The sequence below is a fragment of the Ferrimicrobium sp. genome, assembly GCA_022690815.1.
Classification (GTDB): Bacteria; Actinomycetota; Acidimicrobiia; order Acidimicrobiales; family Acidimicrobiaceae; genus Ferrimicrobium.
The window spans coordinates 1-20,385 of record JALCZJ010000038.1 but is presented as its reverse complement, the minus strand read 5'-3'; the positions used below and the strand labels follow the sequence as shown (position 1 = coordinate 20,385).

The window sequence follows — 20,385 nt, the reverse complement described above, 5'->3', positions numbered from 1 at the left end:
TCATAGGTGAGGACCCCTCCGGTGATGATGGCTAACGTTGCCCCAAGGGCGAGGAGCTTCATTCCTCGCCCTTGGGGTTCCTTTGTCTTGTGTGCTTGGAGCGTGAGCTCTTATGCAGCCTCATTGTTGTGTCCGTTGTGTCGCTTGCGTTCGATGACCACATAGCCAAGACCACCGAGTCCGATACCAGCGATGGCCAGATTCCGTTTAGGCCCCCGAAAGCACAAACGACATGATCAGAACAAAGAGCACAAACGCTGTGACGATGGCCATCGGCGGATCATCCTCATAAATGAAGCTGATCACACCGGTGACCACCCGCAGAATCGGGGTGAGCAGCAGAACGATCAGTCCCATGACTACGATCCCACGGCCCTCGCCGTTCTTGCCAGCTTTGAGATACTTGATGATGCCGCCAAAGGTGTGAGGGAAGAGCGCGGTCTTGCCAGCGACGGTGTGATATGATACGCCACCGGTAATCTTGGCATAACCAGGGTGGTGGATGAAGATGATGACTAACCCGATCGTCACGACGATAACCGAGAGGACTACGCCAATACGAAGCACCCAGCTGATGGCGATCTCGGTCTGGCGAACCTTCTGTTCGAGCCTCTCAAGCTCCTCTGGAGTCTTTTCACGTTGTGCCATTTAGAACAACCCCCTTTGGAACATCTCAATCGCGATCACCGCAAGTACGACCACAAACAGGATTCGAACCTTGTTGGAGTGAATTCGCCCAAGGACCTTGGCTCCCATCATGGAACCACCCAGGACTCCAGCCGCTACCGGTGCGGCGATGATCGGGTCGATCTGACCGCGTGCGAAGTACACCCCGGCACTCGCCGCCGCCGTCACCCCGATCATGAAGTTCGAGGTCGCCGTCGACACCTTCATCGGAAGGTGCATGGCAAGATCCATCGCCGGGACCTTCAAAGCTCCAGACCCAATACCGAGCAGGGCCGAAACCATCCCAGCTACGAACATCAGCGCCAGCCCAGGCTTGGTGCCAACGACCTTATAGCTGATCTCCTGCTTCTCAGCGTCATCGTAGTAACTACCGTGGAGTTTGAAATAGTTCGCGATCCGATCATGAGAGACCGACAGCAGCGCAACCGCCTTGCGCTTGCGGAACATGGCGATGGCTGAGTAGCCGAGCACCACCCCGAACAGGATGAACAGGAATCTCGCCGGCAAGACGGTGGTGAGGTAGGCACCCGTCACCGCTCCCGTCGTGGTCGCTATCTCGAGGAACATACCAGCCCGTAGGTTGGTCATGCGTTCTCGCACGTACGCTGCTGCTGCGCCTGAAGAGGTCGCGATCACCGAGATGATCGAGGCACCAATCGCAAGTCGAATGTCAACGTGGAAGAGCAGCGTCAACACCGGGACGACGATCACTCCACCACCGAGACCGACCAACGATCCGAGCACCCCGGCCAAAATCGAGATCAACGCCAACAGGACTACGAAATCTATAGGAGACACGGTAACCAATCTAGCAGAAAGCCTGCCGGTTCGGAAACGGACTGGAGACGTGCCACCGATCGACCCGTGAGACCTGTTATCCCAGCTGGAAGCGATACGCTGGGCCCACTTGTCCGAATGACCGGACAGGTTGACGATCTGGTTTTGGAGCAAATCGACGATTGCGATATTTGTCTACTTATCGAATTGGGTTTAAACCAAATGTTTATCGAGGACAACGGACGGACACCATGGGGCAGTCGGGAGCCCTTTGCGCTGCACACCCCTCAGATTGCATGGTCTATCTGTGGAGATCAAGGCCGAGACGAGAAAGCTCCAATCCCAAGGCGCCGACTGGATAACCGCGCGCCGTACGACCCCAAGGTGAACTACCTCCAAAGCAAGGCTACCCCGACCACATCAGCCACAGCCCGAATCCAAGCGCGCCGATCAGCTGCAAAGAAGGCATAATCCACGATCGCCCATCGCCCACCAAGGAGCGACGCCAGACCATTAGCATCAGCTACGACCATGATGGGTGCTCCGACACCACCGGGTTTGTTGCCCCCCATTGAAGACGGTGACCGAGCGCGTCAACCTCCTCGCGACCGAGAACCATCGATCAACGCCTCGCGCACCATGAACGCCCTTACTCACCGTCGCGGGCAGCCCCCGGTGCTCTGATGTAATCGTAACGCCTATCACTGGGGCAACCCACCCGCTCTGTTGACATCATCGAGATCACGCCCAGCGACACGGCAGGTTTGTGTCAACCTCTACCCCGTGTGAGTATCACCGCATCTCTCGACGCTTCGACCCAGTCATCCGACATGCCACAACCCACCATGAGACAAGACAAGAGAGAATACAGTAAAAGTTGACCAATAGAGTCAGAAAACATGCGATAGACTCACAGAGGTTTTCGATGTGACCACCAATTGCCGCTTCGAACCCGGCGACCACCGCAGCCCGCGACGCTCGATCCCAGCACCGATACCCGTCTATTGGACGAACGAGCTGTACCAACTCCAAGTGGGTGGGGCAGCGCTCGACCAGTCACCATCGTTCAAGCAACGATCCCAACGTGACCATGACGAGGCCTGCAAAGACAATCTCCGCAAAAGTCAAGCTATCGTGTGAGAATCGTCGACGCCTATCCTCGTCTGAGATGGGCTCCAACCGCGCTCGCCCGCTGATCGATTCGCTCGATCAGCTCCTGGATAACCCCCTCCTCGATCACCCCGGCATCGGATTCAAGCCGTAGGCGAATACCGAGATAGCTGATTGATGGTGCATCGCTTCGCACAAACCGATCAAAGATCATCACATCGCGCACGAGCTCACCACCAGTAGCGACGACCATGTCAACGAGCGGTGCAACCGGCGACTGACCGGCCAGCGAGAAGGACAGATCGAGCGTACTCGCGGTGTAGACCGACGGGACAACGAGGTCCTCCAGCGGCTGCATCGACTCAACCAGCACCTCGAAGTCGACCTCGAGGTATCCAAAACGACCCTCCACCAGGTGGGCAAGCTCAACTGGGATCTGACGAGGATGCAGTTCACCGACCACCCCGATCACCCTCCCATCGAGGGAAAGATCCGCCACCCGACCTGGGTGCAGCTCTGGCCATCCTGTGCGCCGAGTATCGTTAAGCCCTGCATTATTAGGCCCTGCATTATTAGGCCCTGCATTATTAGGCACTGCATTATTCGGTGTTGCATCGCGAGGACCGGCCACGAGCCGATCCTGGAGTCCAAACAGGCGAGTAAGCGCCGTGACAACCGGGGCGATCACCATCAGACCATTCTCGCCCCCCTCGATCAGGACCCCCAGACGGAGGTGCTCATCAGGAAGCGAGGCTGATGTGTCTAACGTTCGCAGCATTACCGGCCCGAGCTCAAAAAGTGCGATCGGGGTCGCCCGACGAGTGAGGTTGACCCGCAACGAGCGCAACAAACCGGCGAGCACGCTCTGGCGCAACTCCGACTCGTTGGCCGCCAGCGGATCACTGAGGGCGATCGGTTCGAACGCGCCACCAGCGACCTCGTGCTCCTCAGGGGAGACGATGGTCACGGACCACGCCTCAAAGATTCCCATGCCCGCCAGCATCGACTTCAACCGACGAATGAGTTGTTGGCGCGCCGTGAGACCACCGGTGGTCGTAACCACCAACGGGGTCGAGGCGATGCGCTGATAACCAAAATGTCGTGCGACCTCTTCGATCACCTCGATCTCAGTGGTGACGTCTGGCCGAAAACTCGGTGGCGTCACCAAGAAGTCCTCCCCGCTTGGCTCAATCACAAAGCCGATGCGCGCGAGCGGACCACCCGGGGCCAGCACGGCGAGGGGCTCAGCCACTGGCTCATGCCCGAGGATAGCACCTACCCGAGCAGCACGGACCTTGATCGGGACCGGTGACGCAATAGCATTGACCCGCTCCGACAACGACCCGACCAGCGTAAGGTTGGCCAAGCTAGCGATTCGCTCAATCGCCACAGCACAGATCTCTGGATCGGTTCCACGCTCGAAACGGCCGGAGGCCTCGCTACGAGCATTGAGGCGCTTGGCGGTGCGCGCGATGCGGCTGGGTGGGAAGTGAGCAGCCTCGATAAGGACCGTCACCGTCTCGGCACTCACCTCGGTTGCGAGACCACCCATGACACCGGCGAGCCCCGCGACCCGGTCATCACCATCAACGATCACGACATCGGTCGTCTCGAGTGTGCGAGTCGACCCATCGAGGGTAACAACAGCTTCATCTGGCCGTGCAAAGCGTGCGGCGATGGTCTCCCCTGCTAAACGGGTGACATCATAGGGATGCGTTGGTTGTCCGAGCTCAAGCATGACGTAGTTGCTGGCATCGACGACCGGGCTGATCGAACGCATGCCGGCAAGCCGCAGTCGACGGCTTCGCCACAGATCGAACGAGGCGGACTGGACACCGGAAAGCTTGGCGACCACCAGCCGATCACATGCCTCCAGATCATTGACGGGGTCAGGCTCCACCCGGAGTGGGAACCTCAAAGGCGAAGCTGCGACGAACTTGACGTTGAGCCAGGCGGCGAGATCCCGGGCGACACCGATGACGCAGTTGGCATCCGGGCGATTGGCCTCGATGGCGAGGTCGAACACCACATCGTCGCCGAGTTGGAAATGTTCTTTGAATGAGACTCCCACGGGAGTTGATGGGTCGAGTATCAAAAGACCACCCGCCTCGGTGGAGACACCCACCTCAACCGGGGAACAGAGCATGCCAAGGGAGACAACGCCACGCATCTTGCGCTCCCCTAGTGTCATGCCCGTTGGGAGCGTGACCCCTGGTCGAGCCCAGGGTACCTTGTCGCCGACCTGGAAATTCCAGGCGCCACAGACCACTGACTTTGGATCTCCGTGGCCATCATCGACAAGGGTCGCGCGGATCTTATCGGCACCCTCAATCGACTCGAGCGAGACGACCTGGCCAACAACCACGCCATCGAGTGAGGCTGGGGCATGCTCCACACCCTCGACCACCATGCCGAGATCATTCATCGCGTCCACGAGTTGGCGAACACCGCCATGCTCTGGGCCGACCCGAAGTGCGTCAGTGAGGTCGAACAGCTCGCTCACGTCGAGGAACTCCGCCAGCCATGCCAGGGTGATCTTCACAACACTCCTCTCATCTGAGCCAAAACTCGTAGATCGTTCTCGGGCAAGACGCGCATATCTTTGAGTGCCACCTTCATCTGGGCCAGTCGGTCGATGCCGAACCCAAAGGCAAAACCGCTGTAGACCTCTGGATCGATGCCAACATGGGCAAAGACGTTCGGATGAACCATGCCTGAGCCGCCCAGTTCAATCCAACCAGTCCCCGAGCAGGTACGACAGCCCTGACCGCGACAGATCGTGCAGGTGATCTCGAACTCCGCCGATGGCTCGGTGAACGGGAAATAGGCAGGACGGAGGCGGGCCTGGATTCCTGGACCGAAGTAGGCCGAGGTAAATGCCTCGATAGTGGCCTTTAGGTGAGCGAACGTGATACCGCGATCGACGACGAGGGCCTCAAGCTGATGAAACGCTGGGGTGTGGCGCGCATCGGGGGTGTCGCGACGATAGACACGACCAGGGACGATGGCGTAGATCGGCGGCTTGGTTGACTGCATCAGCCTGATCTGCACCGGCGAGGTGTGGGTCCGCAGCAACGTTGACTCCCTCTCGCCGTAGTTGAGGTAAAAGCTATCCTGATTCGCCCGTGCTGGATGGAATTTAGGGATATTGAGCGCCTCGAAGTTGTGGAACTCCGTCTCGACCTCGGGGCCCTCGGCGACGATGAACCCCATTGACGTGAAGAGGTCCTCGAGTATCATGCGGGTCTGGGTAATAAGGTGCAGGGCACCAGTTCCGTGAAGGCGTCCTGGATAGAGGTAGTTGGCGATATCGTCATGCTCTGCCGCGAGCCGAGCGCTGAGCTCGAGCTCGCCCACCCGCTGCTCGGCATCCTCGAGCGCGGCATCGAGGCGGGCACGCGCGTCGTGGAGCCGCGAACCAACGCGAGGTCGGTCCTCAGGAGCGACCTGTCGCATGGCCTTCGAGATCGTCGCAAGCGGTGCCGTCGGTGCATGAACCTGCTCCTTGACCTCCAACAAGTCCTTGGTCGTCTCGATCGTCGCGAGTGTGGCCTCAAACCGCTGTACAAACTCTGCCAGCTCTTCGAGCAATGCATCGATCTCGGCCATTGTGATCCTCTCATCCCTTGACGTCTGTAATCAGGATAAACGGTGAATCCCTGGGCTCGTGATGATGAGCTCGTCCGAGGCAGACACGACGAGCTCTCAGGAGCACGAACACACAGTTGTGCTACTACATGGCTCCCGTTGGTGCCGCGGCTTACCTGTGGCATGCCAGCCGATTACTCACCAAGAGCAGCGAGATGAAAGAGTGCAATCGAGCCGGCGACACCGGCGTTTAACGACTCTACCTGCGAACGCTGCGCAATTGAGACACTCCAAGCGCAACGTGAGCACAGTTCATCGGGGATTCCATGCGCCTCAGAACCTATCAACAACGCAATCGGCGCCGCTGGTGCAACCTCAGTCAGGCTCATGCCAGCGTGGGGAACGAGTGCGACACCGGTCACGCCACACTCCCCCAACTCGACGAGACAGGCACCATAGTCATCGGTCTCATGGATGGCTACCAGGCCTAGCAGGCCAGTGGTCGCACGAACAACCTTAGGTGAGAACGGATCCACCGTGTCTGGTCCCACCACGAGACCGACCCGCTCGAAGAAGGCCAGCGCGGAGCGTAGCAGGGTTCCCAAGTTGCCGGGATCCTGGAGACCGATCGGCACCAAGATACAATCACGCTCGGCGACGCTCGCCAATGAATCGGTCACAATCGACTTGACGCCGATGACACCGTCCGAGGTGTCGAGGGAAGAGATTTGTTCAAGGCGCCGTTGGGAAACAACCCGCAACCGATCACCCACGGCCCGGTAGCGGTCGACCTGGTCGGGGCTGGTGAATACCAATGCGAGCTCTTCCCCAAGCGCTAGCGCCTGATCGACAGAGCGCCGGCCCTCGAGGACATAAAGACCCCAGGCCCGGCGCTTAGAACGCGAACGTGTGAGCTCACGAAGCTGAACTAGCTCAGCCTGCGTTGCCGCTCTGATGGCGCTAGCGACCAGAAACGGAACTCACCAGTCGAGCGAAGGCACCCGGATCGGTCACGGCCAGATCAGCCAGGATCTTGCGATCGACCTCGACGCCGGCCTCCTTCATCTGAAACATCAGCCGCGAATAGCTGGTGCCATTGAGGCGTGCCGCAGCGTTGATCCGCTGGATCCATAGGCGTCGGAACTCTCCCTTGCGTGCCCTACGATCACGATAGGCATACTGCAGCGAGTGCATGACCTGCTCATGAGCGGCCCGATAGCTGCGACTCTTGTTGCCGTAGTATCCGCTCGCGAGCTCAAGAATCTTACGACGATGCTTCTTTGAATTGATGGACCGTTTAACTCGTGCCATGTCTTCTCCTTATTCCTCTTTGAACCATATGCCTATTACAACTCTGTACTACCCGGGTCGCCGTACCTGTCGGGACCGTCTTGCTTGTCGGACCGCTAACGCTCCTTTAGCTGAGGCCATCGACCGGTTGAACCAAATTCAGGGGTGTTCTCGACCGCTGGAGCCGTATCTGTTGGGCTCTAACTCAGTTAACCTCTAACTCAGTTGGGCTCTTACTAACTTGAGCCTCACCTCCGTTAAGCTCCATCACCCACCGGCCCCAACCTCGCTTACGTATGCTCGCTAGGTTGAGCAGCTGGTACTCGAAGGAGTCACCCGGCCTCGCTCGTTAAGGATCGAGTCTCCACGCGCTCCTGGAACGACCAGTCACCACTTCGCTCATCGACCGCGAGCAAGCCGGTGGTTGCCGACCCCTCCCAATCGATGCGTCGCAACGACACCACGAAGTCAACCAACAAGGACTAGCGCCCTAGCAACTTCCTCACTCGACGTGCATCTCCACTCGAAACCTCAACATCCTGATGGAGGTGACGCATCCGCTTCGAGGACTTCTTCTCCAGCAAATGCGAGGTGAAAGCATGCTGCCTGCGTAACTTACCCGTTCCGGTGACCTTGAATCGAGCCTTGGCTCCTTTGTCGGTCTTCATCTTCGGCATCTCTCATTTACCTTTCTTCCTACCAAAGCATCATCTACTCTGGACCCTGCACAACAACCAACGACGAACAACGTAGCGCTTGCTCACACGAGCGGACGTGCTCTCTTCCTATGCCCAAGGACGAACTCGAGTGGGAATCCCTGTATCCACGATGCCTCTGCGCACCACCACATCGAACCTCAACCCCAATACGACCCTGTAGCTCCAACTCTGAATGAACTTCTATCTTCTCTGCGGCGCGAGAACCCCGATCGTCATATCAAGGCATCCCGGTATCAACCTGACTTGAACCAATGAACTCATCCAACCGAACTGCTCTAACCAGGATCAGCACGCTCGAAACGGGACTGCATCGAGACGGTATCCACACAACCCACAACCGCGAACTCCACAACCGCGAACTCCACGCCAGCGGACCCGATCCTGATCGCCCGTCAACCCAGCCTTCCTCTTGAAGGCACTGCAACGCAACTTGGATATTTACTCGTGCTTACCAGTGTTGTCCTGACGAGCACCGTACTCATCGACCCTGTGCTCATGAACCCTCGGCTCATGAACCCTGTTTCCATCAACTTCGCAATCGGTCGACAACCAAACGCGTCAAGCACCGTCGATTACCCCGCTCACCGGCTACGAAGACTGAGTACCGCAACGGCGCGGAACTTGCCCTCACGACAGCCACCAACAAAGCGCCGCTCAGCCACTTAGCAGTTTGCCTCTGCTTACCTGGCGGCCCCTTCTGGAGCCGGCGCCTCGCCTACTGAAGCCGAAGGGACATCCTCGACCGGGGATCCAGCCTGGGGGGGCTCTGTTGCTTCAGCGGGTGCAGTCCCGTTGGAGGCGCTACCGTTGTTCGCGGTAGAACCGTTGACCGAACGTTGAGCGGCTCCATTTGAGGATGGTCCTCCACGAGAGCTGGGGCGGCCCGATCCCTGTGCAACCGATTCCCCAGGAGCTGACCCCTGGGCCTTCGTCACCGGGCGCTTATCGGGCACGAGCACCATGAGCATGTTACGACCATCAAGCTTGGGAAAGGTCTCAACGCGACCGACCTCCTTCACTCCCTCGATGACCCGCTCAAGAATCTCTTGACCGAGCTCAGGGTGGAAGATCTCTCGCCCGCGAAACATAATGGTCACCTTGACCTTATGACCTTCTGCCAGGAACTTGTGGACTTGGCGCGTCTTGGTATCAAAATCTCCAACCCCGATCTTGGGACGATACTTCATCTCCTTGATCTGTGTGGCAGATGCCTTCCGCTTGGATTCCTTGGTTCGCTGTGCCTGATCGAACTTGAACTTGCCATAGTCCATAATCTTGGCAACCGGGGGCCGAGCCATCGGCGCGACCTCCACGAGGTCCATATCAAGCGCTCGCGACATGGTGAGTGCCTCCTGGATAGGCTTAATGCCTAGCTGGTTCCCATCAGGTCCAACCAAGCGAACCTCACGGACTCGGATTTGATCATTGATCCGTGCATCGGGGTCTGGTGTTGAGGCGATAGAGCTACTCCTTCCAATCTGTGAACTTCACGAGAGGCAACGTCGCTCCACCTGAACCCAGCTGCTCTGACTCGAGCCAGTAGGGGGGAGACAGAACTCCGCTTAGCCTTCTAGAATCACTCTAGCAGTCAGATGACTGCTTCCCTACCCAACCAACTCCTGTTCAACCAAGACGAAAGGGCGGTACATCTCTCGATGTCGGCAGAGGAAGAACAAATCTTAAAGCTGCAGCGCGAACTCCTCGACGCTGAACCTGGCGCCATCATCGCAAACCATGCCTATGGCCTCTTCGAACTCGCAGGGCTCTACCTTGGCACCACCCCACCCAGACTTACCGATGCCAGCCTCGCTATCGATGCCTTCGCCGGCCTACTGAGTGCCGTCGAAGATCGTCTTGGCGAAATCGGCCAACCGCTACAGGATGGGCTCCGACAGCTCCAAGCTGCCTTCGTCCAGGTCGCCAAGCTCGATCACCCGACCTCCTCGACCCCGTCCGAGTAGCAGCACCAGCCACCCCCCCCAGGCAGGCCCGTCGCCAGCAGACCTCAACGCACCGCCACAGGTCAACCAGCCGGTGCGATCCCAAAGCACCCGATCGATCGATCCAAAGTAGGACTCTCCTCGACCGGTTCAGGGGCAGCTACGTAGTTGTGGCCCACGTGACACGGACACCACTCCGAGACTCTGACGCGGCCTCACGGTACTTGGTGACAGAACATTTTTGGTGGCAGAACACGTTGTGACGCGCCAATTACAACCAAAACTCCTGGCTCCAACACGGGCACCAGCTTGTGGCACCCAGTCGATCTGCCAAAGTTGGGCTCAGCAAAGCCAAAGAAGATTTCATTTGGTGTTTGCGACCGATGCATCATCGCACCAGCCTTGCTCCCCCGATCGAGATCGGCGCAGCTCAAGATCGACGCTGTTTGAGACCAACACAGATGCCACCACCCTCATGCCAGGTTTGGACTGGCACAGGTTTGGACTGGCGGTGAATGGGCTAGGAAAGTTTGTGCAGGGTTGCAACCTCGAGCTCCCCGCCAAAGCCAGCCTTGAGACGAACCGAGACTCGAACCCCGATGCCGATTGCTCTGGATCCATCGTCGATGGTAATGCAGTGGAAGCGAACCTCGTGTGGCGGTTTTACATTGAGGCGTACCGTGCCAAGGCCAACGTGTGGATCAAAGCTCGTCACCTGACCTTCGAGCATCTGCGTCTGATCATAGAGCGCCATCGGGATGACCTCTCTCGCCCGTCCGTCGGCACCAGCCACCCGCTGATTCGCTTCACCCAGCCGCTGCCACCAAGCTCGGAGCCACCCCATAGTCAGGGAACGACCTTCGACAGCGGAAGCTCAAGGATATCGGTGGCACCCCGATCTTTCAGCGACGGAATCAGAAGATTGATCGCTGATCGGGGGACGACAGCCTCGACCGCAAAGCCGCTCTCCTGATACAGGGCCGAGACGGTGGGCGACTTCATCGCCGGGAGTGCCTCGATGATCGCACTCAGGTTCTCAGCACCGACATTGAGTTTCACCAAGACGCGATCCCGCGCCGACAACGCACCGACGAGCAACGTCTTGAGCTGCTCCATCGCGTGCCGTTTCTCGGGGTCAGCGGCACTTTTAGGATTGGCGATCAGCTCAGTGTAGGACACGAGCACTGTCTCGATGATCCTCAAACCAGCAGCACGAAGCGCCCTGCCGGTCTCGGTGATCTCAACCACCGCGTCGGCAATCTCGGGGATCTTCGCCTCGGTGGCCCCATAGGAAAGAAGAATCACTGGATCGATGCCATGGGACTTGAGAAAGCGACGAGCGAGCTCTGGATATTCGGTAGCGACCCTGACCCGATCGTTGAGATCGGCAACGGAGTGGACATCGCTATCTTCACCAACGGCCAAAACCACACGAATGGGTCGGGCCGTAGCCTTCGAGTACTGGAGCTCACCCAGTGAGACGACATCGGCACCTGTCTCCTCGATCCAATCACGGCCGGTGATACCAAGGTCAAATAGCCCCTCGGCGACATACGTCGGGATCTCTTGTGGCCGAAGGACCCGAACCTCTTGCACGCGTGGATCATCGATCATCGCACGGTAGTCAACCTCACTGGAGCGTTCGATCGCGAGATCAGCCTCGCGAAACAGGGTAAAGGTAGCCTTCTCCAGACTTCCCTTTGGAACAACGATGCGAAGCATCTCGCTACCCCTTCGCCAACTGGCGATAGAGCGAGGCGAGGCGCACGACAGCGAGTGCGGCGTCAAAGCCCTTGTTGCCATCCTTGCCGCCGGCCCGATTCAATCCCTGCTCAATCGTCTCAACGGTGAGGATCGCGTTCACGATCGGCACGTTCGAGGAGACAGCCAACTCCATGAGCTGGCTAGCACTTTGCCCAACGACCACGTCATAGTGACTCGTCTCACCCCTGACGACCGCACCCACTGCGACGATCCCATTGAGTGAACGATGCTCACGCAATTGCCTCACCGCTCCAGCGATTTCGAGTGCACCCGGAACCCACACGACGGTGAGCGCGGCGTCCTCGACCCCAACCGCGTGAAAACCGGCCCTGGCTCCGGCGACCAACGGGTCGACAATCACCTGGTTAAACTCCGAAGCGACGATGCCAAAACGATCGCCGGGCCCTGCGCTCAGCTGGCCAATCAGCTCCTCTGGGCCTCGACGATCCTCACCTGGATTCTTCACAACCTCTCCCATGCTCGCCATCTCTCTTTCGCTGTCTTCAACCTACAAGCGCCAAACAAGTCTCACCCCCGTCTTGAGCCCGGATCCACCGATAATCCAAAGTTCTTATCATCCTCCTTGGTCACTACGACAAGGTGATGTCCTTAAGCAACCCTAGGTGCCGATACTCAGGCGTTAGGGACATTCCAAACGAGTACACCTCGCATCGGCGTGACCCTGCAAGCAGTGTTCCTCGCACCATCGCCCACACGTTCACCGTTCTTGGTAACCAGCCACCGACTCACGCAATCACCGCAAAGCATCAACAGAGGCGGACATCTGGGCGCACCCAGTCTGATCACAGGGTCTGATCACAGGGTCTGGGCACACAGCCTGGGTACTCAATCGAGGTCGAGCAGATGACCCATCTTGTTGGCCTTCGTCTGTAGGTATCGCAGGTTATCCGCGTGTGGTTCTATCACCAATGGCACCCGCTCAACGATCTCGAGTCCAAAGCCGGAAAGTCCACCGTACTTGGTCGGATTATTCGTCAACAGCCGCATCTTCTTAACGCCAAGGTCGACCAAGATCTGGGATCCGATGCCATAGTCACGTGAATCAACCGGCAATCCCAGGGCCTCATTGGCCTCGACGGTATCGAGACCCTGCTCCTGGAGCTGGTAGGCGCGCAGCTTGTGCGCCAACCCGATGCCGCGTCCTTCATGCCCTCGAAGGTAGACGATAACCCCTCGTCCCTCTTGTGCGATGATCTCCATCGATCGATGCAGCTGAGGGCCACAATCACAGCGCCTGGAACCAAAGGCATCGCCGGTCAGGCATTCAGAATGGACCCGCACCAACACCGGCTCCCCGTCGGCAATCTCGCCCATGATGAGGGCGACATGTTGTTCTCCATCAAGAATCGATTGATAGGCCACACCGGTGAACTCACCGTAATCGGTAGGGATCCGCGCTGTCGCACCGTCGACCCGCTTCACGAGCGTGTCGTTCGCTGCTCGATAGCGGATGAGATCCGCGATCGAGATGAGCACCAGGTGGTGCTTTTCGGCAAACGCGGTGAGTTCGTCCAGGCGGGCCATCCCCCGCTTATCCTCGGTCACCACCTCACAGATCACCCCCGCCGGTGCGACACCAGCGAGGCGCGCGAGATCGACCGCCGCCTCGGTGTGACCTCCGCGACGCAACACCCCGCCATCTCGAGCCCGCAGCGGAAAGACATGGCCGGGCCTGGTTAGGTCCGAGGGCTTGGTGGTGGGATCGACCAGCGCCTGGATGGTGCTCGCCCGGTCGGCCGCCGAGATGCCCGTCGTCACTGTCCGCTTCGCATCGACCGAAACCGTGAACGCGGTGAGATGCGACTCGGTGTTGTTCTCGACCATAAGCGGGATATCGAGTTCATCGAGCCGTTCGCCAGTCAGCGGTACGCAGATCAAGCCGGAGGTATGCGTGAGATAAAACGAGATCTTCTCGGCATCGACAAATTGGGCCCCCATGATGAGGTCGCCCTCGTTCTCCCGATTCTCGTCATCGACGACGAGGACGATCTCTCCCCGAGCGATCGCGTCGATCGCCTCTTGGATGGTATGAAAACCCATTAGTTGACTGCCTCTCGCTGCTCGAGCGAACGTTGACGCACGAGATATTTTCCAATAATGTCGAACTCGATGTTCAACGGTGAGCCAACTACAAGATCGCTGAGGTTCGTCCGGCGCAGGGTCTCCGGGATTAGCGCGACGCTGGCACTCCCAGTACCAACTGCGGTCACCGTCAAACTCACACCGTTGAAGACGATGCCACCCTTCTCAACAACCAGCTCATCAAAGCGTGGATCGAAGCTCACGCTCAGATCGGGACCTTCGTGCGTCACGCGACCGACACAGTCAACGTGCCCTTGCACGATCCCTCCATCGAGGAGGGTGCTTGCGGTGATGCTCTGTTCGACATTGACTCGGGCACCAGGTGCCAAGCGCGAAAACGTGCTGCGATGCATCGTCTCTTCGATGATCTCGACCCCAAAGCACTCATCGTCGACCTCAACGACGGTCAAGCAGACGCCGTTGCACGCGATGGAAGATCCCAGCTCGATGGCCGGGCGCCACTGACCAAGGGAGAAGCGATGGATACCATCAACGCTCTGGCCACGATAAAGGACAGTCGTGGCGACAATCCCTGAAAACATCGACTCAATCCCTTCAATGCGTTACTCTACTCAGCCTAGTTTGTGCAAGCACCGCCTATTGTCCTCGGCCGATCCCAGGTCGCACCATCAACATCTCAACGGGGCCGCCAACAAGCCCGTTCGATCACTACCGATTTAACCAGGGAACCTCTGGCCTATCAGGTGAGCAAAAGCTGTCGGTCGATTGCCCAGTAGCGGGGTCGACGCTATCACCCCCTCCATCGCCGCGATAGAGGACGTTGGGGCGATCCATGACAACACATACCGATCCCTTCGAGCACGGTTTGCGAGACGCTAGCTGTCCAGGTGCACTGACACAAAGTCAGCCCGGCTTTGTTCGGCCCGTCGTGAACGTAATCGGAGCTCGACATCGTCACCGATGTTCTCAGCCCCCCTATGGACAAACCGCCCGGGATCCCCAAGCAGCGCCGGGGGCGTCAGGCGAAAGGCGTCGCTCGCTTGCTGATCACCGAAGATGATGGGTGCGACGTAGACAAAAAGCTCATCGACGAGCTCATGATCGAGAAAGGAGCCAAGCAGGGTCGGCCCACCCTCGACCAAGAGTTCGAGTACTCCCTCTGCGCCGAGACGATCGAGAAAGTCCTCGGGAGTCTCCTTGGTGATCTTGACACCAGGAGTGCAAAAACTTAACGGGCGTCGGGCAAAGACCCAGCGTTCGGGCTGGGGAAATGATGCACCGACGTCCTTGGGCCGAGCGGTCAGCTGTGGGTGATCGACCTCCATCGTGTTGGCTCCGACGGCGATCGCCCCAACTCGGGCACGCAACTCGTGACCACGCTCGCGTGCCGGCGCCGACGTGATCCACTGGGAGACGCCGCGACCATCAGCGACCTTGGCGTCGAGGGTCATCGCAACCTTGGCAAGCACCCATGGCCGATGGCTTCTGCGCTGGTATAGGTATGGGAGTAGCTCGTCAACGACCGCCTCGGCACCGATACCGACGTCGAGTGCGATCCCGGCCTGTCGCAAGGCCAGAAAACCTCGCCCAGCCACCCGCTCGTCCGGATCTTGGATGGCAACAACCACCCGACCGATCCCCGCTGCCTCAATCGCTTCGACACAGGGAGGGGTTCGACCATGGTGTGCGCAGGGCTCCAGGGTGACGTACATGGTCGCTCCGTGCGCACGCTCTCCGGCCTCGCGCAGGGCCACAACCTCGGCATGCGGGCCACCGAGCGGCTGGGTCCACCCCTGACCAACGACGCCGCCGGCATCGACGATCACTGCACCCACCCACGGGTTCGGAGGTGCGCTAAAGCGCGCTCGTCGACTGAGCGCCACCGCACGCTCCATCAAGGCATCGTCGGTCATCGACTCGATGCCGGGTGCTCGGTATCGGCTCCTGCGAGCAATTGGAGCGCGTGACCCAAAAGAGGGGCAATCGCATCGATCGATTCAACCGCACCACGAGGTGAACCGGGAACATTCACCACCAAGGCAGTACCGACGGTGCCAGCGACGCCACGGGACAGACCCCCGAGCGGACTCGCAGCGCGCATCTGCTCAGCCAAGCCAGGGGCTTGGCGCTCCAGAATGGCCAGCGTGCCCTCAGGCGTTAGATCGCGAGGGCCAAAGCCGGTACCCCCGGTCGTCACCACGAGACCTGCGAACCCCGTCGTCGCCCTCCTCAGCGCGTCGGTCACGATTTGAATCCCATCGGGAATGGCCCATTGATCCTCGATGCGATACCCGAGTTCGCCGAGCCGATCGGCGAGTGCCGCCCCTGACCGATCCTCGCGAGTCCCTGCCATCACACCATCGGACACCGTGATCACCTTGGCGGCTACCATCGCAGACCCTTCCTCGCTCTCACCGAGCCCATCCATCTCTCGCATTCGAGATGCTCCTCGCACTCCTCACGACCAATCCAACGTTGGGGCCAATGCTCGTTCCTGGTTCGTACGGCCCATAGTGTCACCTTATGCAACTCGTAGTTCACCGAATCGGCGTTCTTCTGAGGCTGGGACAACTGCCATCGCTTGCCTATAGGTCCGAATCACCCATCACCAGCTGCGCGCTCAACGATCACAACCCGTAGCAGCCATCTTAGAGTCCAGTAGCCCTGCCCCGCCCTTCATCCCAGATCGCGCACCAGCCAGTCACCGCCGCGGCCATCACTGTCATGACGCCAGTTGGCCGGGCCCAGGGCACCCCGCCAACCTCGTCACCTGAGGCGGCGCCAACTCCCTCGCAGTCGCCTCGCAAGGATATCAAAACCTCGCCTCACTGATCACTCAAACGTGGATCAAGGACGGTAATCCTCTCCGACCGTGCACCGTGAAGGCGACCGAATGAGATGAATGCTCTATATTACTAGTTCGTTAGACCCAGAAGGCGACTCAAAGGACTGAGTTGGCCCGGCGGAGGCCTTTGGGGGCCCTCTTCAGGCGATGGCGTGAACTCACGCATGATGACCGATGGCAACCTCGACGCTCACATGATGTCGTAGTCTGTTGTTGCGCCGTGACGGCTTACCCCTTCACGAGCGCCATCGGCCCGGCGCGACGAGCACCATCTGGCCACCACCATGGCGTGAGTGACGGCTCCCATCTTGAACGCTTTGGGCGGACATCAACACACCGTGCGAACACACGCGTCGCCATGGGTCCCAATTGCTGGAGTCCACTAACGTGTCTCGCCCACGGGGGGTGGTCCCATATCGATGGCCTTGACCCTAGTGCCTCGAAGAAAATCGAGGAAGGACATCGTCGCTCGACCCTCGGGGCGCACCAACTCGGGCACGAGCATCCCCTTGGCCGTCTGGATCCTTCCACGCTCATCGATGCTGCCGATCACCCGATCGTCAGCTTCGTCCTCGATATGGGCTCGCAGCACTCGCAGTCGCTTACCTTGGACCCATAGGTACGCCCGCTCGAGCAGATGGCGACGGTAACCCATGAGTGCGGACTCGTAGCAACGGATCACGAGATCACCATCGCTGATCTTGGGGGCATACGAGATGGGTCCAACCTGGGCATGGGCCTCGGTTTCGATCCAGTTGTCACCACGTCCGAGCCAATCGGCGAGGAGGCCAACGCCCGCTGTGGTCAGCCGCTCGTAGGCCTCGCTCATGCCAAGCTCCTCGATCGCCACCGGCTGACTCGCATAGATCGGGCCAGCGTCCATCTCCTCGACCAAGCGCATCAGGGTCACACCAGCGGCCAGGCCACCAGCGAGTATCGAACGCTCCACTGGAGCTGCACCACGCAGCTCGGGTAAGAGCGAGTAGTGAACGTTCAACAGTGGACGCGCCCTCACCAGCTCTGGGCTGAGCAGGCGACCATAGGAGACCACGACCCCGACGTCGAATGCCACGGGATCGATCGCCTTGGGGGTCGTGATCGCTGGAATCGAGAGCTCCTCGGCCAGACGTGCCACCGGGGTGGCCTCGATAGCCCCGTTGCGGGATCGACGCTTGGGTTGCTTGGTCACCACGTTAACCACCTGGTATCCGGTGCTCGCGAGCATCGCGAGATAGGTAGCCGAGACCTGACCGGTGCCGAAAAACGCGATACGCACGCCTATGAGTCGATCAGCTTCTCTCGCATCTCACGTAGAAAAGCCTTGCGCTCCTCATCGGTGAGCCGTTCGATCAAGAGCATGCCGTTGAGGTGGTCGTACTCGTGTTGCAGGACGCGTCCGAGCAACCCCTCTCCCTCAACCTCCTGGGGCTTTCCGTTGCGATCGAGTCCCCGCATCACCACGTGACCAGGACGATGAATCTCCCACCAGTAGCTTGGGACCGAGAGGCAACCCTCCTCATAGACCCACTCTCCGTCGGCGACGACGAGCTCCGGGTTGATAAAGACCTCGGGTCCGTCACCAGCGTCGTAGACGAAGACCCGCTTTGGTATGCCAACCTGTGGGCCGGCCAAGCCGACACCCGGTGCGTCATACATGGTCTCGAACATGTCGTCGATCAGCCGCGAAAGCGCTGCATCAAAGGTATCGATCTCGGTTGCTCGATTTGCAAGCACCTGATCACCGATGGTTCTGATTGCGAGGATAGCCACGGGTTCTAGGCTAGTAGCCGAGAACGTCGATCGCCAACGGGAGGAGTAACCCATGGAACCCATCGGACCGCGTAACGCGCTCGCAGAGCCGCGATTTGCAAACGCCACGACCTTTGCACGTCTCCCAACCCTCGCCGAGGTGACCAACGCCGGCATCGCCATCGTCGGTGCCCCCTTCGACGCCGGCGTCTCCTATCGACCCGGCGCTCGATTTGGACCGCTCGCCATCCGCACCGGCTCGCAGTTGCTTCGGCCGTATGACCCCGCCATGAAGCTACACCCATTCGGCACCGTACAGGTCGCCGACGCTGGCGACATGGGTATCAACCCATTCTCGATCGAGGAGGCGATCGCCACCATCGAGGCTCGGGCCAACGAGCTCGCCTCACGAGCCGAGCGCCTGATCACGCTCGGGGGCGACCATACTATTGCGTTGCCACTGCTTCGTGCAGTGACCAAGCGACACGGCCCAGTGGCGTTGATCCACTTCGATGCCCATCTCGACACCTGGAATACCTATTTCGGTGCGCCCTATACCCACGGGACTCCGTTTCGACGTGCCTTTGAGGAGGGTTTGCTCCTTGAGGACCGAAGTTTTCACATCGGAACCCGGGGTCCGCTGTATGGAGATAGCGACCTCAGCGACGACGAGGGCTTTGGATTTCAGATCATTAGCTCCGATGAACTCGTCGATGCCGAGATCCCGGCGATTGCCGAACGGATCAGGGCCAGGATTGGCGACAGCCCCGTCTACCTCTCCATCGACATCGATGTCCTCGATCCGGGTGCCGCTCCGGGGACCGGAACACCAGAGGCTGGTGGTCCAAGCTCACGAGAGGTTCTGCGGCTGCTCAGGCTCCTGCGTGGTCTTGTCCTCGTCGGAGCTGATCTGGTCGAGGTTTCACCCAGCTACGATCACGCCGAAATCACGGCGATCGCAGCCAGCCACATCGTCTACACCATGATCGGACTCATGACCACCACGATGGGGTGACCAACCTTGCACCATTGAGCCTGATGACCCGCGACTGCTCCAACACGCCTTCCGTAGATGCCACGCTACGAGTGGGCGTCATGGCCAGGTGTGCGAGTTACTCACTCGGATTGTGTCACTCAGCGGTAGTCGCGAGCACGGTCTCAGGGCAGGCCTTCTTGGTCATAATAAGCCATAGCCAGGACGCATCTTGTCCCACCTCAATGTGCAAACTCGGTTTGCAACCTCAAAACGCAGATGTCGTGGCAAGCCCTAAGACGACTCGTTGATGCTGATACCATTCTCTCATGAATCCCCATTGGCCCGTATGAATCCCTGCTGACCAAACCTTGCGCGCAGCGGCATATCCACACGTCAGCCACACAGGGCGCCCCTGAGAAGCTCACCACAGACAACAACGTACCAACAGTGGATGCGACACAGATCGACGAGCAGGTAGGTGGATCGGCGAACGCCTCACCGATGACTGCCGCTCCAAAAGACATCTACATTTACCTGCACCTCTTGTGTTGTCGCTCTCCAGCCGCCTGTGAGTGTTCTGCCCTATCCACAGGGACAGAACGAGCCCAAGTCGATGCTTGACCACCTCCTAGGTCCAACTTTCGTTGTCGTGGTATGCCTGGAGTCCTGCCGTGAGCGGCAGCCTGAGCATCCAATTGGATACTGCGGCTTTCCATTCGGCGTAGAACCTCTCGTCAAGGATCTTCTTGACTTGCGTATCGGGAGTGAACCGGTCGATCTGGCGATCTTTGGTCCTTGATGTGATGTCATGGAGGCTACGTGATCCACATCGCCTTGCCAGTTGCAATCCCACGAAGGATTGACAAGTGCAACACA

General features: G+C 59.2%; 18 protein-coding genes and 1 pseudogene. 2 read left to right on the top strand and 17 right to left on the bottom strand.

The window, feature by feature from the left end:
* Window positions 1-207: 207 nt before the first annotated feature.
* From MP439_10055 to infC, 8 genes and pseudogenes are all read right to left on the bottom strand, one after another.
* The gene (locus tag MP439_10055) at window positions 208-648 is read right to left on the bottom strand and encodes a DUF1634 domain-containing protein (GenBank protein ID MCI2976399.1); all 441 of its coding nucleotides are present in this window, start codon (window positions 646-648) and stop codon (window positions 208-210) included.
* A complete protein-coding gene (locus MP439_10050; GenBank protein ID MCI2976398.1) occupies window positions 649-1,485 on the bottom strand; it encodes a sulfite exporter TauE/SafE family protein in 837 nt (278 codons plus the stop codon).
* A 1,132-nt stretch (window positions 1,486-2,617) separates the two neighbouring features.
* The gene (gene pheT / locus MP439_10045; GenBank protein MCI2976397.1) at window positions 2,618-5,116 is read right to left on the bottom strand and encodes a phenylalanine--tRNA ligase subunit beta; all 2,499 of its coding nucleotides are present in this window, start codon (window positions 5,114-5,116) and stop codon (window positions 2,618-2,620) included.
* Window positions 5,113-6,183 (bottom strand): phenylalanine--tRNA ligase subunit alpha, encoded by a 1,071-nt coding sequence (gene pheS, locus MP439_10040; GenBank protein MCI2976396.1) that lies wholly within the window; start codon window positions 6,181-6,183, stop codon window positions 5,113-5,115. Before pheS ends, pheT begins: the two co-directional genes overlap by 4 nt.
* Window positions 6,184-6,356: 173 nt before the next feature.
* Window positions 6,357-6,977 (bottom strand): RNA methyltransferase, encoded by a 621-nt coding sequence (locus tag MP439_10035; protein ID MCI2976395.1) that lies wholly within the window; start codon window positions 6,975-6,977, stop codon window positions 6,357-6,359.
* A gap of 145 nt (window positions 6,978-7,122) precedes the next feature.
* The gene (gene rplT, locus MP439_10030; GenBank protein ID MCI2976394.1) at window positions 7,123-7,473 is read right to left on the bottom strand and encodes a 50S ribosomal protein L20; all 351 of its coding nucleotides are present in this window, start codon (window positions 7,471-7,473) and stop codon (window positions 7,123-7,125) included.
* Window positions 7,474-7,934: 461 nt separating this feature from the next.
* Window positions 7,935-8,129 carry a 50S ribosomal protein L35 gene (gene rpmI / locus MP439_10025; protein ID MCI2976393.1) on the bottom strand — a complete coding sequence of 65 codons (195 nt, stop codon included), beginning with the start codon at window positions 8,127-8,129 and terminating at the stop codon, window positions 7,935-7,937.
* A 983-nt stretch (window positions 8,130-9,112) separates the two neighbouring features.
* Window positions 9,113-9,601, bottom strand: a pseudogene (gene infC / locus MP439_10020) (translation initiation factor IF-3).
* 162 nt (window positions 9,602-9,763) lie between these two features.
* Here infC and MP439_10015 point away from each other — a divergent pair.
* Window positions 9,764-10,132: a hypothetical protein gene (locus MP439_10015; protein ID MCI2976392.1), complete on the top strand. Its 369-nt coding sequence runs from the start codon at window positions 9,764-9,766 to the stop codon at window positions 10,130-10,132.
* A 499-nt stretch (window positions 10,133-10,631) separates the two neighbouring features.
* On the opposite strand, the gene MP439_10010 is transcribed toward MP439_10015, so the two are convergent.
* The 9 genes from MP439_10010 to def all read right to left on the bottom strand — a co-directional run bounded on the left by MP439_10010 (window position 10,632) and on the right by def (window position 18,554).
* Window positions 10,632-10,955 carry a hypothetical protein gene (locus tag MP439_10010; protein MCI2976391.1) on the bottom strand — a complete coding sequence of 108 codons (324 nt, stop codon included), beginning with the start codon at window positions 10,953-10,955 and terminating at the stop codon, window positions 10,632-10,634.
* A gap of 2 nt (window positions 10,956-10,957) precedes the next feature.
* Window positions 10,958-11,833 carry an ATP phosphoribosyltransferase gene (gene hisG / locus MP439_10005; protein MCI2976390.1) on the bottom strand — a complete coding sequence of 292 codons (876 nt, stop codon included), beginning with the start codon at window positions 11,831-11,833 and terminating at the stop codon, window positions 10,958-10,960.
* A gap of 4 nt (window positions 11,834-11,837) precedes the next feature.
* The gene (ribH, locus tag MP439_10000) at window positions 11,838-12,353 is read right to left on the bottom strand and encodes a 6,7-dimethyl-8-ribityllumazine synthase (GenBank protein ID MCI2976389.1); all 516 of its coding nucleotides are present in this window, start codon (window positions 12,351-12,353) and stop codon (window positions 11,838-11,840) included.
* Between the two features lie 368 nt (window positions 12,354-12,721).
* Window positions 12,722-13,936, bottom strand: coding sequence for a bifunctional 3,4-dihydroxy-2-butanone-4-phosphate synthase/GTP cyclohydrolase II (locus MP439_09995; GenBank protein ID MCI2976388.1), 1,215 nt, complete (start codon window positions 13,934-13,936; stop codon window positions 12,722-12,724).
* On the bottom strand, window positions 13,936-14,520 hold the full coding sequence (locus tag MP439_09990; GenBank protein MCI2976387.1) for a riboflavin synthase: 585 nt from the start codon (window positions 14,518-14,520) through the stop codon (window positions 13,936-13,938). The genes MP439_09995 and MP439_09990 overlap by 1 nt, the downstream gene beginning before the upstream one ends.
* Before the next feature lie 294 nt (window positions 14,521-14,814).
* The gene (gene ribD / locus MP439_09985; protein ID MCI2976386.1) at window positions 14,815-15,852 is read right to left on the bottom strand and encodes a bifunctional diaminohydroxyphosphoribosylaminopyrimidine deaminase/5-amino-6-(5-phosphoribosylamino)uracil reductase RibD; all 1,038 of its coding nucleotides are present in this window, start codon (window positions 15,850-15,852) and stop codon (window positions 14,815-14,817) included.
* Window positions 15,849-16,376, bottom strand: coding sequence for a MogA/MoaB family molybdenum cofactor biosynthesis protein (locus tag MP439_09980; GenBank protein ID MCI2976385.1), 528 nt, complete (start codon window positions 16,374-16,376; stop codon window positions 15,849-15,851). Before MP439_09980 ends, ribD begins: the two co-directional genes overlap by 4 nt.
* A 790-nt stretch (window positions 16,377-17,166) precedes the next feature.
* A complete protein-coding gene (locus MP439_09975; protein MCI2976384.1) occupies window positions 17,167-18,060 on the bottom strand; it encodes a methionyl-tRNA formyltransferase in 894 nt (297 codons plus the stop codon).
* Window positions 18,061-18,062: 2 nt separating this feature from the next.
* Window positions 18,063-18,554 carry a peptide deformylase gene (gene def / locus MP439_09970; protein ID MCI2976383.1) on the bottom strand — a complete coding sequence of 164 codons (492 nt, stop codon included), beginning with the start codon at window positions 18,552-18,554 and terminating at the stop codon, window positions 18,063-18,065.
* A gap of 52 nt (window positions 18,555-18,606) precedes the next feature.
* Between def and speB the strand changes: the two genes are divergently transcribed.
* Complete coding sequence (speB, locus tag MP439_09965; protein ID MCI2976382.1) at window positions 18,607-19,548, top strand: agmatinase; 942 nt, start codon at window positions 18,607-18,609, stop codon at window positions 19,546-19,548.
* The last annotated feature ends 837 nt before the right edge of the window (window positions 19,549-20,385 follow it).

What these genes read in the sequence shown, in the direction of transcription:
- MP439_10055 (MCI2976399.1), bottom strand. Translation starts at nt 648, where the DNA reads ATGGCACAACGTGAAAAGACTCCAGAGGAGCTTGAGAGGCTCGAACAG.
- pheS (MCI2976396.1), bottom strand. Translation starts at nt 6,183, where the DNA reads ATGGCCGAGATCGATGCATTGCTCGAAGAGCTGGCAGAGTTTGTACAG.
- rplT (MCI2976394.1), bottom strand. Translation starts at nt 7,473, where the DNA reads ATGGCACGAGTTAAACGGTCCATCAATTCAAAGAAGCATCGTCGTAAG.
- rpmI (MCI2976393.1), bottom strand. Translation starts at nt 8,129, where the DNA reads ATGCCGAAGATGAAGACCGACAAAGGAGCCAAGGCTCGATTCAAGGTC.
- MP439_10015 (MCI2976392.1), top strand. Translation starts at nt 9,764, where the DNA reads ATGACTGCTTCCCTACCCAACCAACTCCTGTTCAACCAAGACGAAAGG.
- MP439_10010 (MCI2976391.1), bottom strand. Translation starts at nt 10,955, where the DNA reads ATGGGGTGGCTCCGAGCTTGGTGGCAGCGGCTGGGTGAAGCGAATCAG.
- hisG (MCI2976390.1), bottom strand. Translation starts at nt 11,833, where the DNA reads ATGCTTCGCATCGTTGTTCCAAAGGGAAGTCTGGAGAAGGCTACCTTT.
- ribH (MCI2976389.1), bottom strand. Translation starts at nt 12,353, where the DNA reads ATGGGAGAGGTTGTGAAGAATCCAGGTGAGGATCGTCGAGGCCCAGAG.
- MP439_09995 (MCI2976388.1), bottom strand. Translation starts at nt 13,936, where the DNA reads ATGGGTTTTCATACCATCCAAGAGGCGATCGACGCGATCGCTCGGGGA.
- MP439_09990 (MCI2976387.1), bottom strand. Translation starts at nt 14,520, where the DNA reads ATGTTTTCAGGGATTGTCGCCACGACTGTCCTTTATCGTGGCCAGAGC.
- ribD (MCI2976386.1), bottom strand. Translation starts at nt 15,852, where the DNA reads ATGACCGACGATGCCTTGATGGAGCGTGCGGTGGCGCTCAGTCGACGA.
- MP439_09980 (MCI2976385.1), bottom strand. Translation starts at nt 16,376, where the DNA reads ATGCGAGAGATGGATGGGCTCGGTGAGAGCGAGGAAGGGTCTGCGATG.
- speB (MCI2976382.1), top strand. Translation starts at nt 18,607, where the DNA reads ATGGAACCCATCGGACCGCGTAACGCGCTCGCAGAGCCGCGATTTGCA.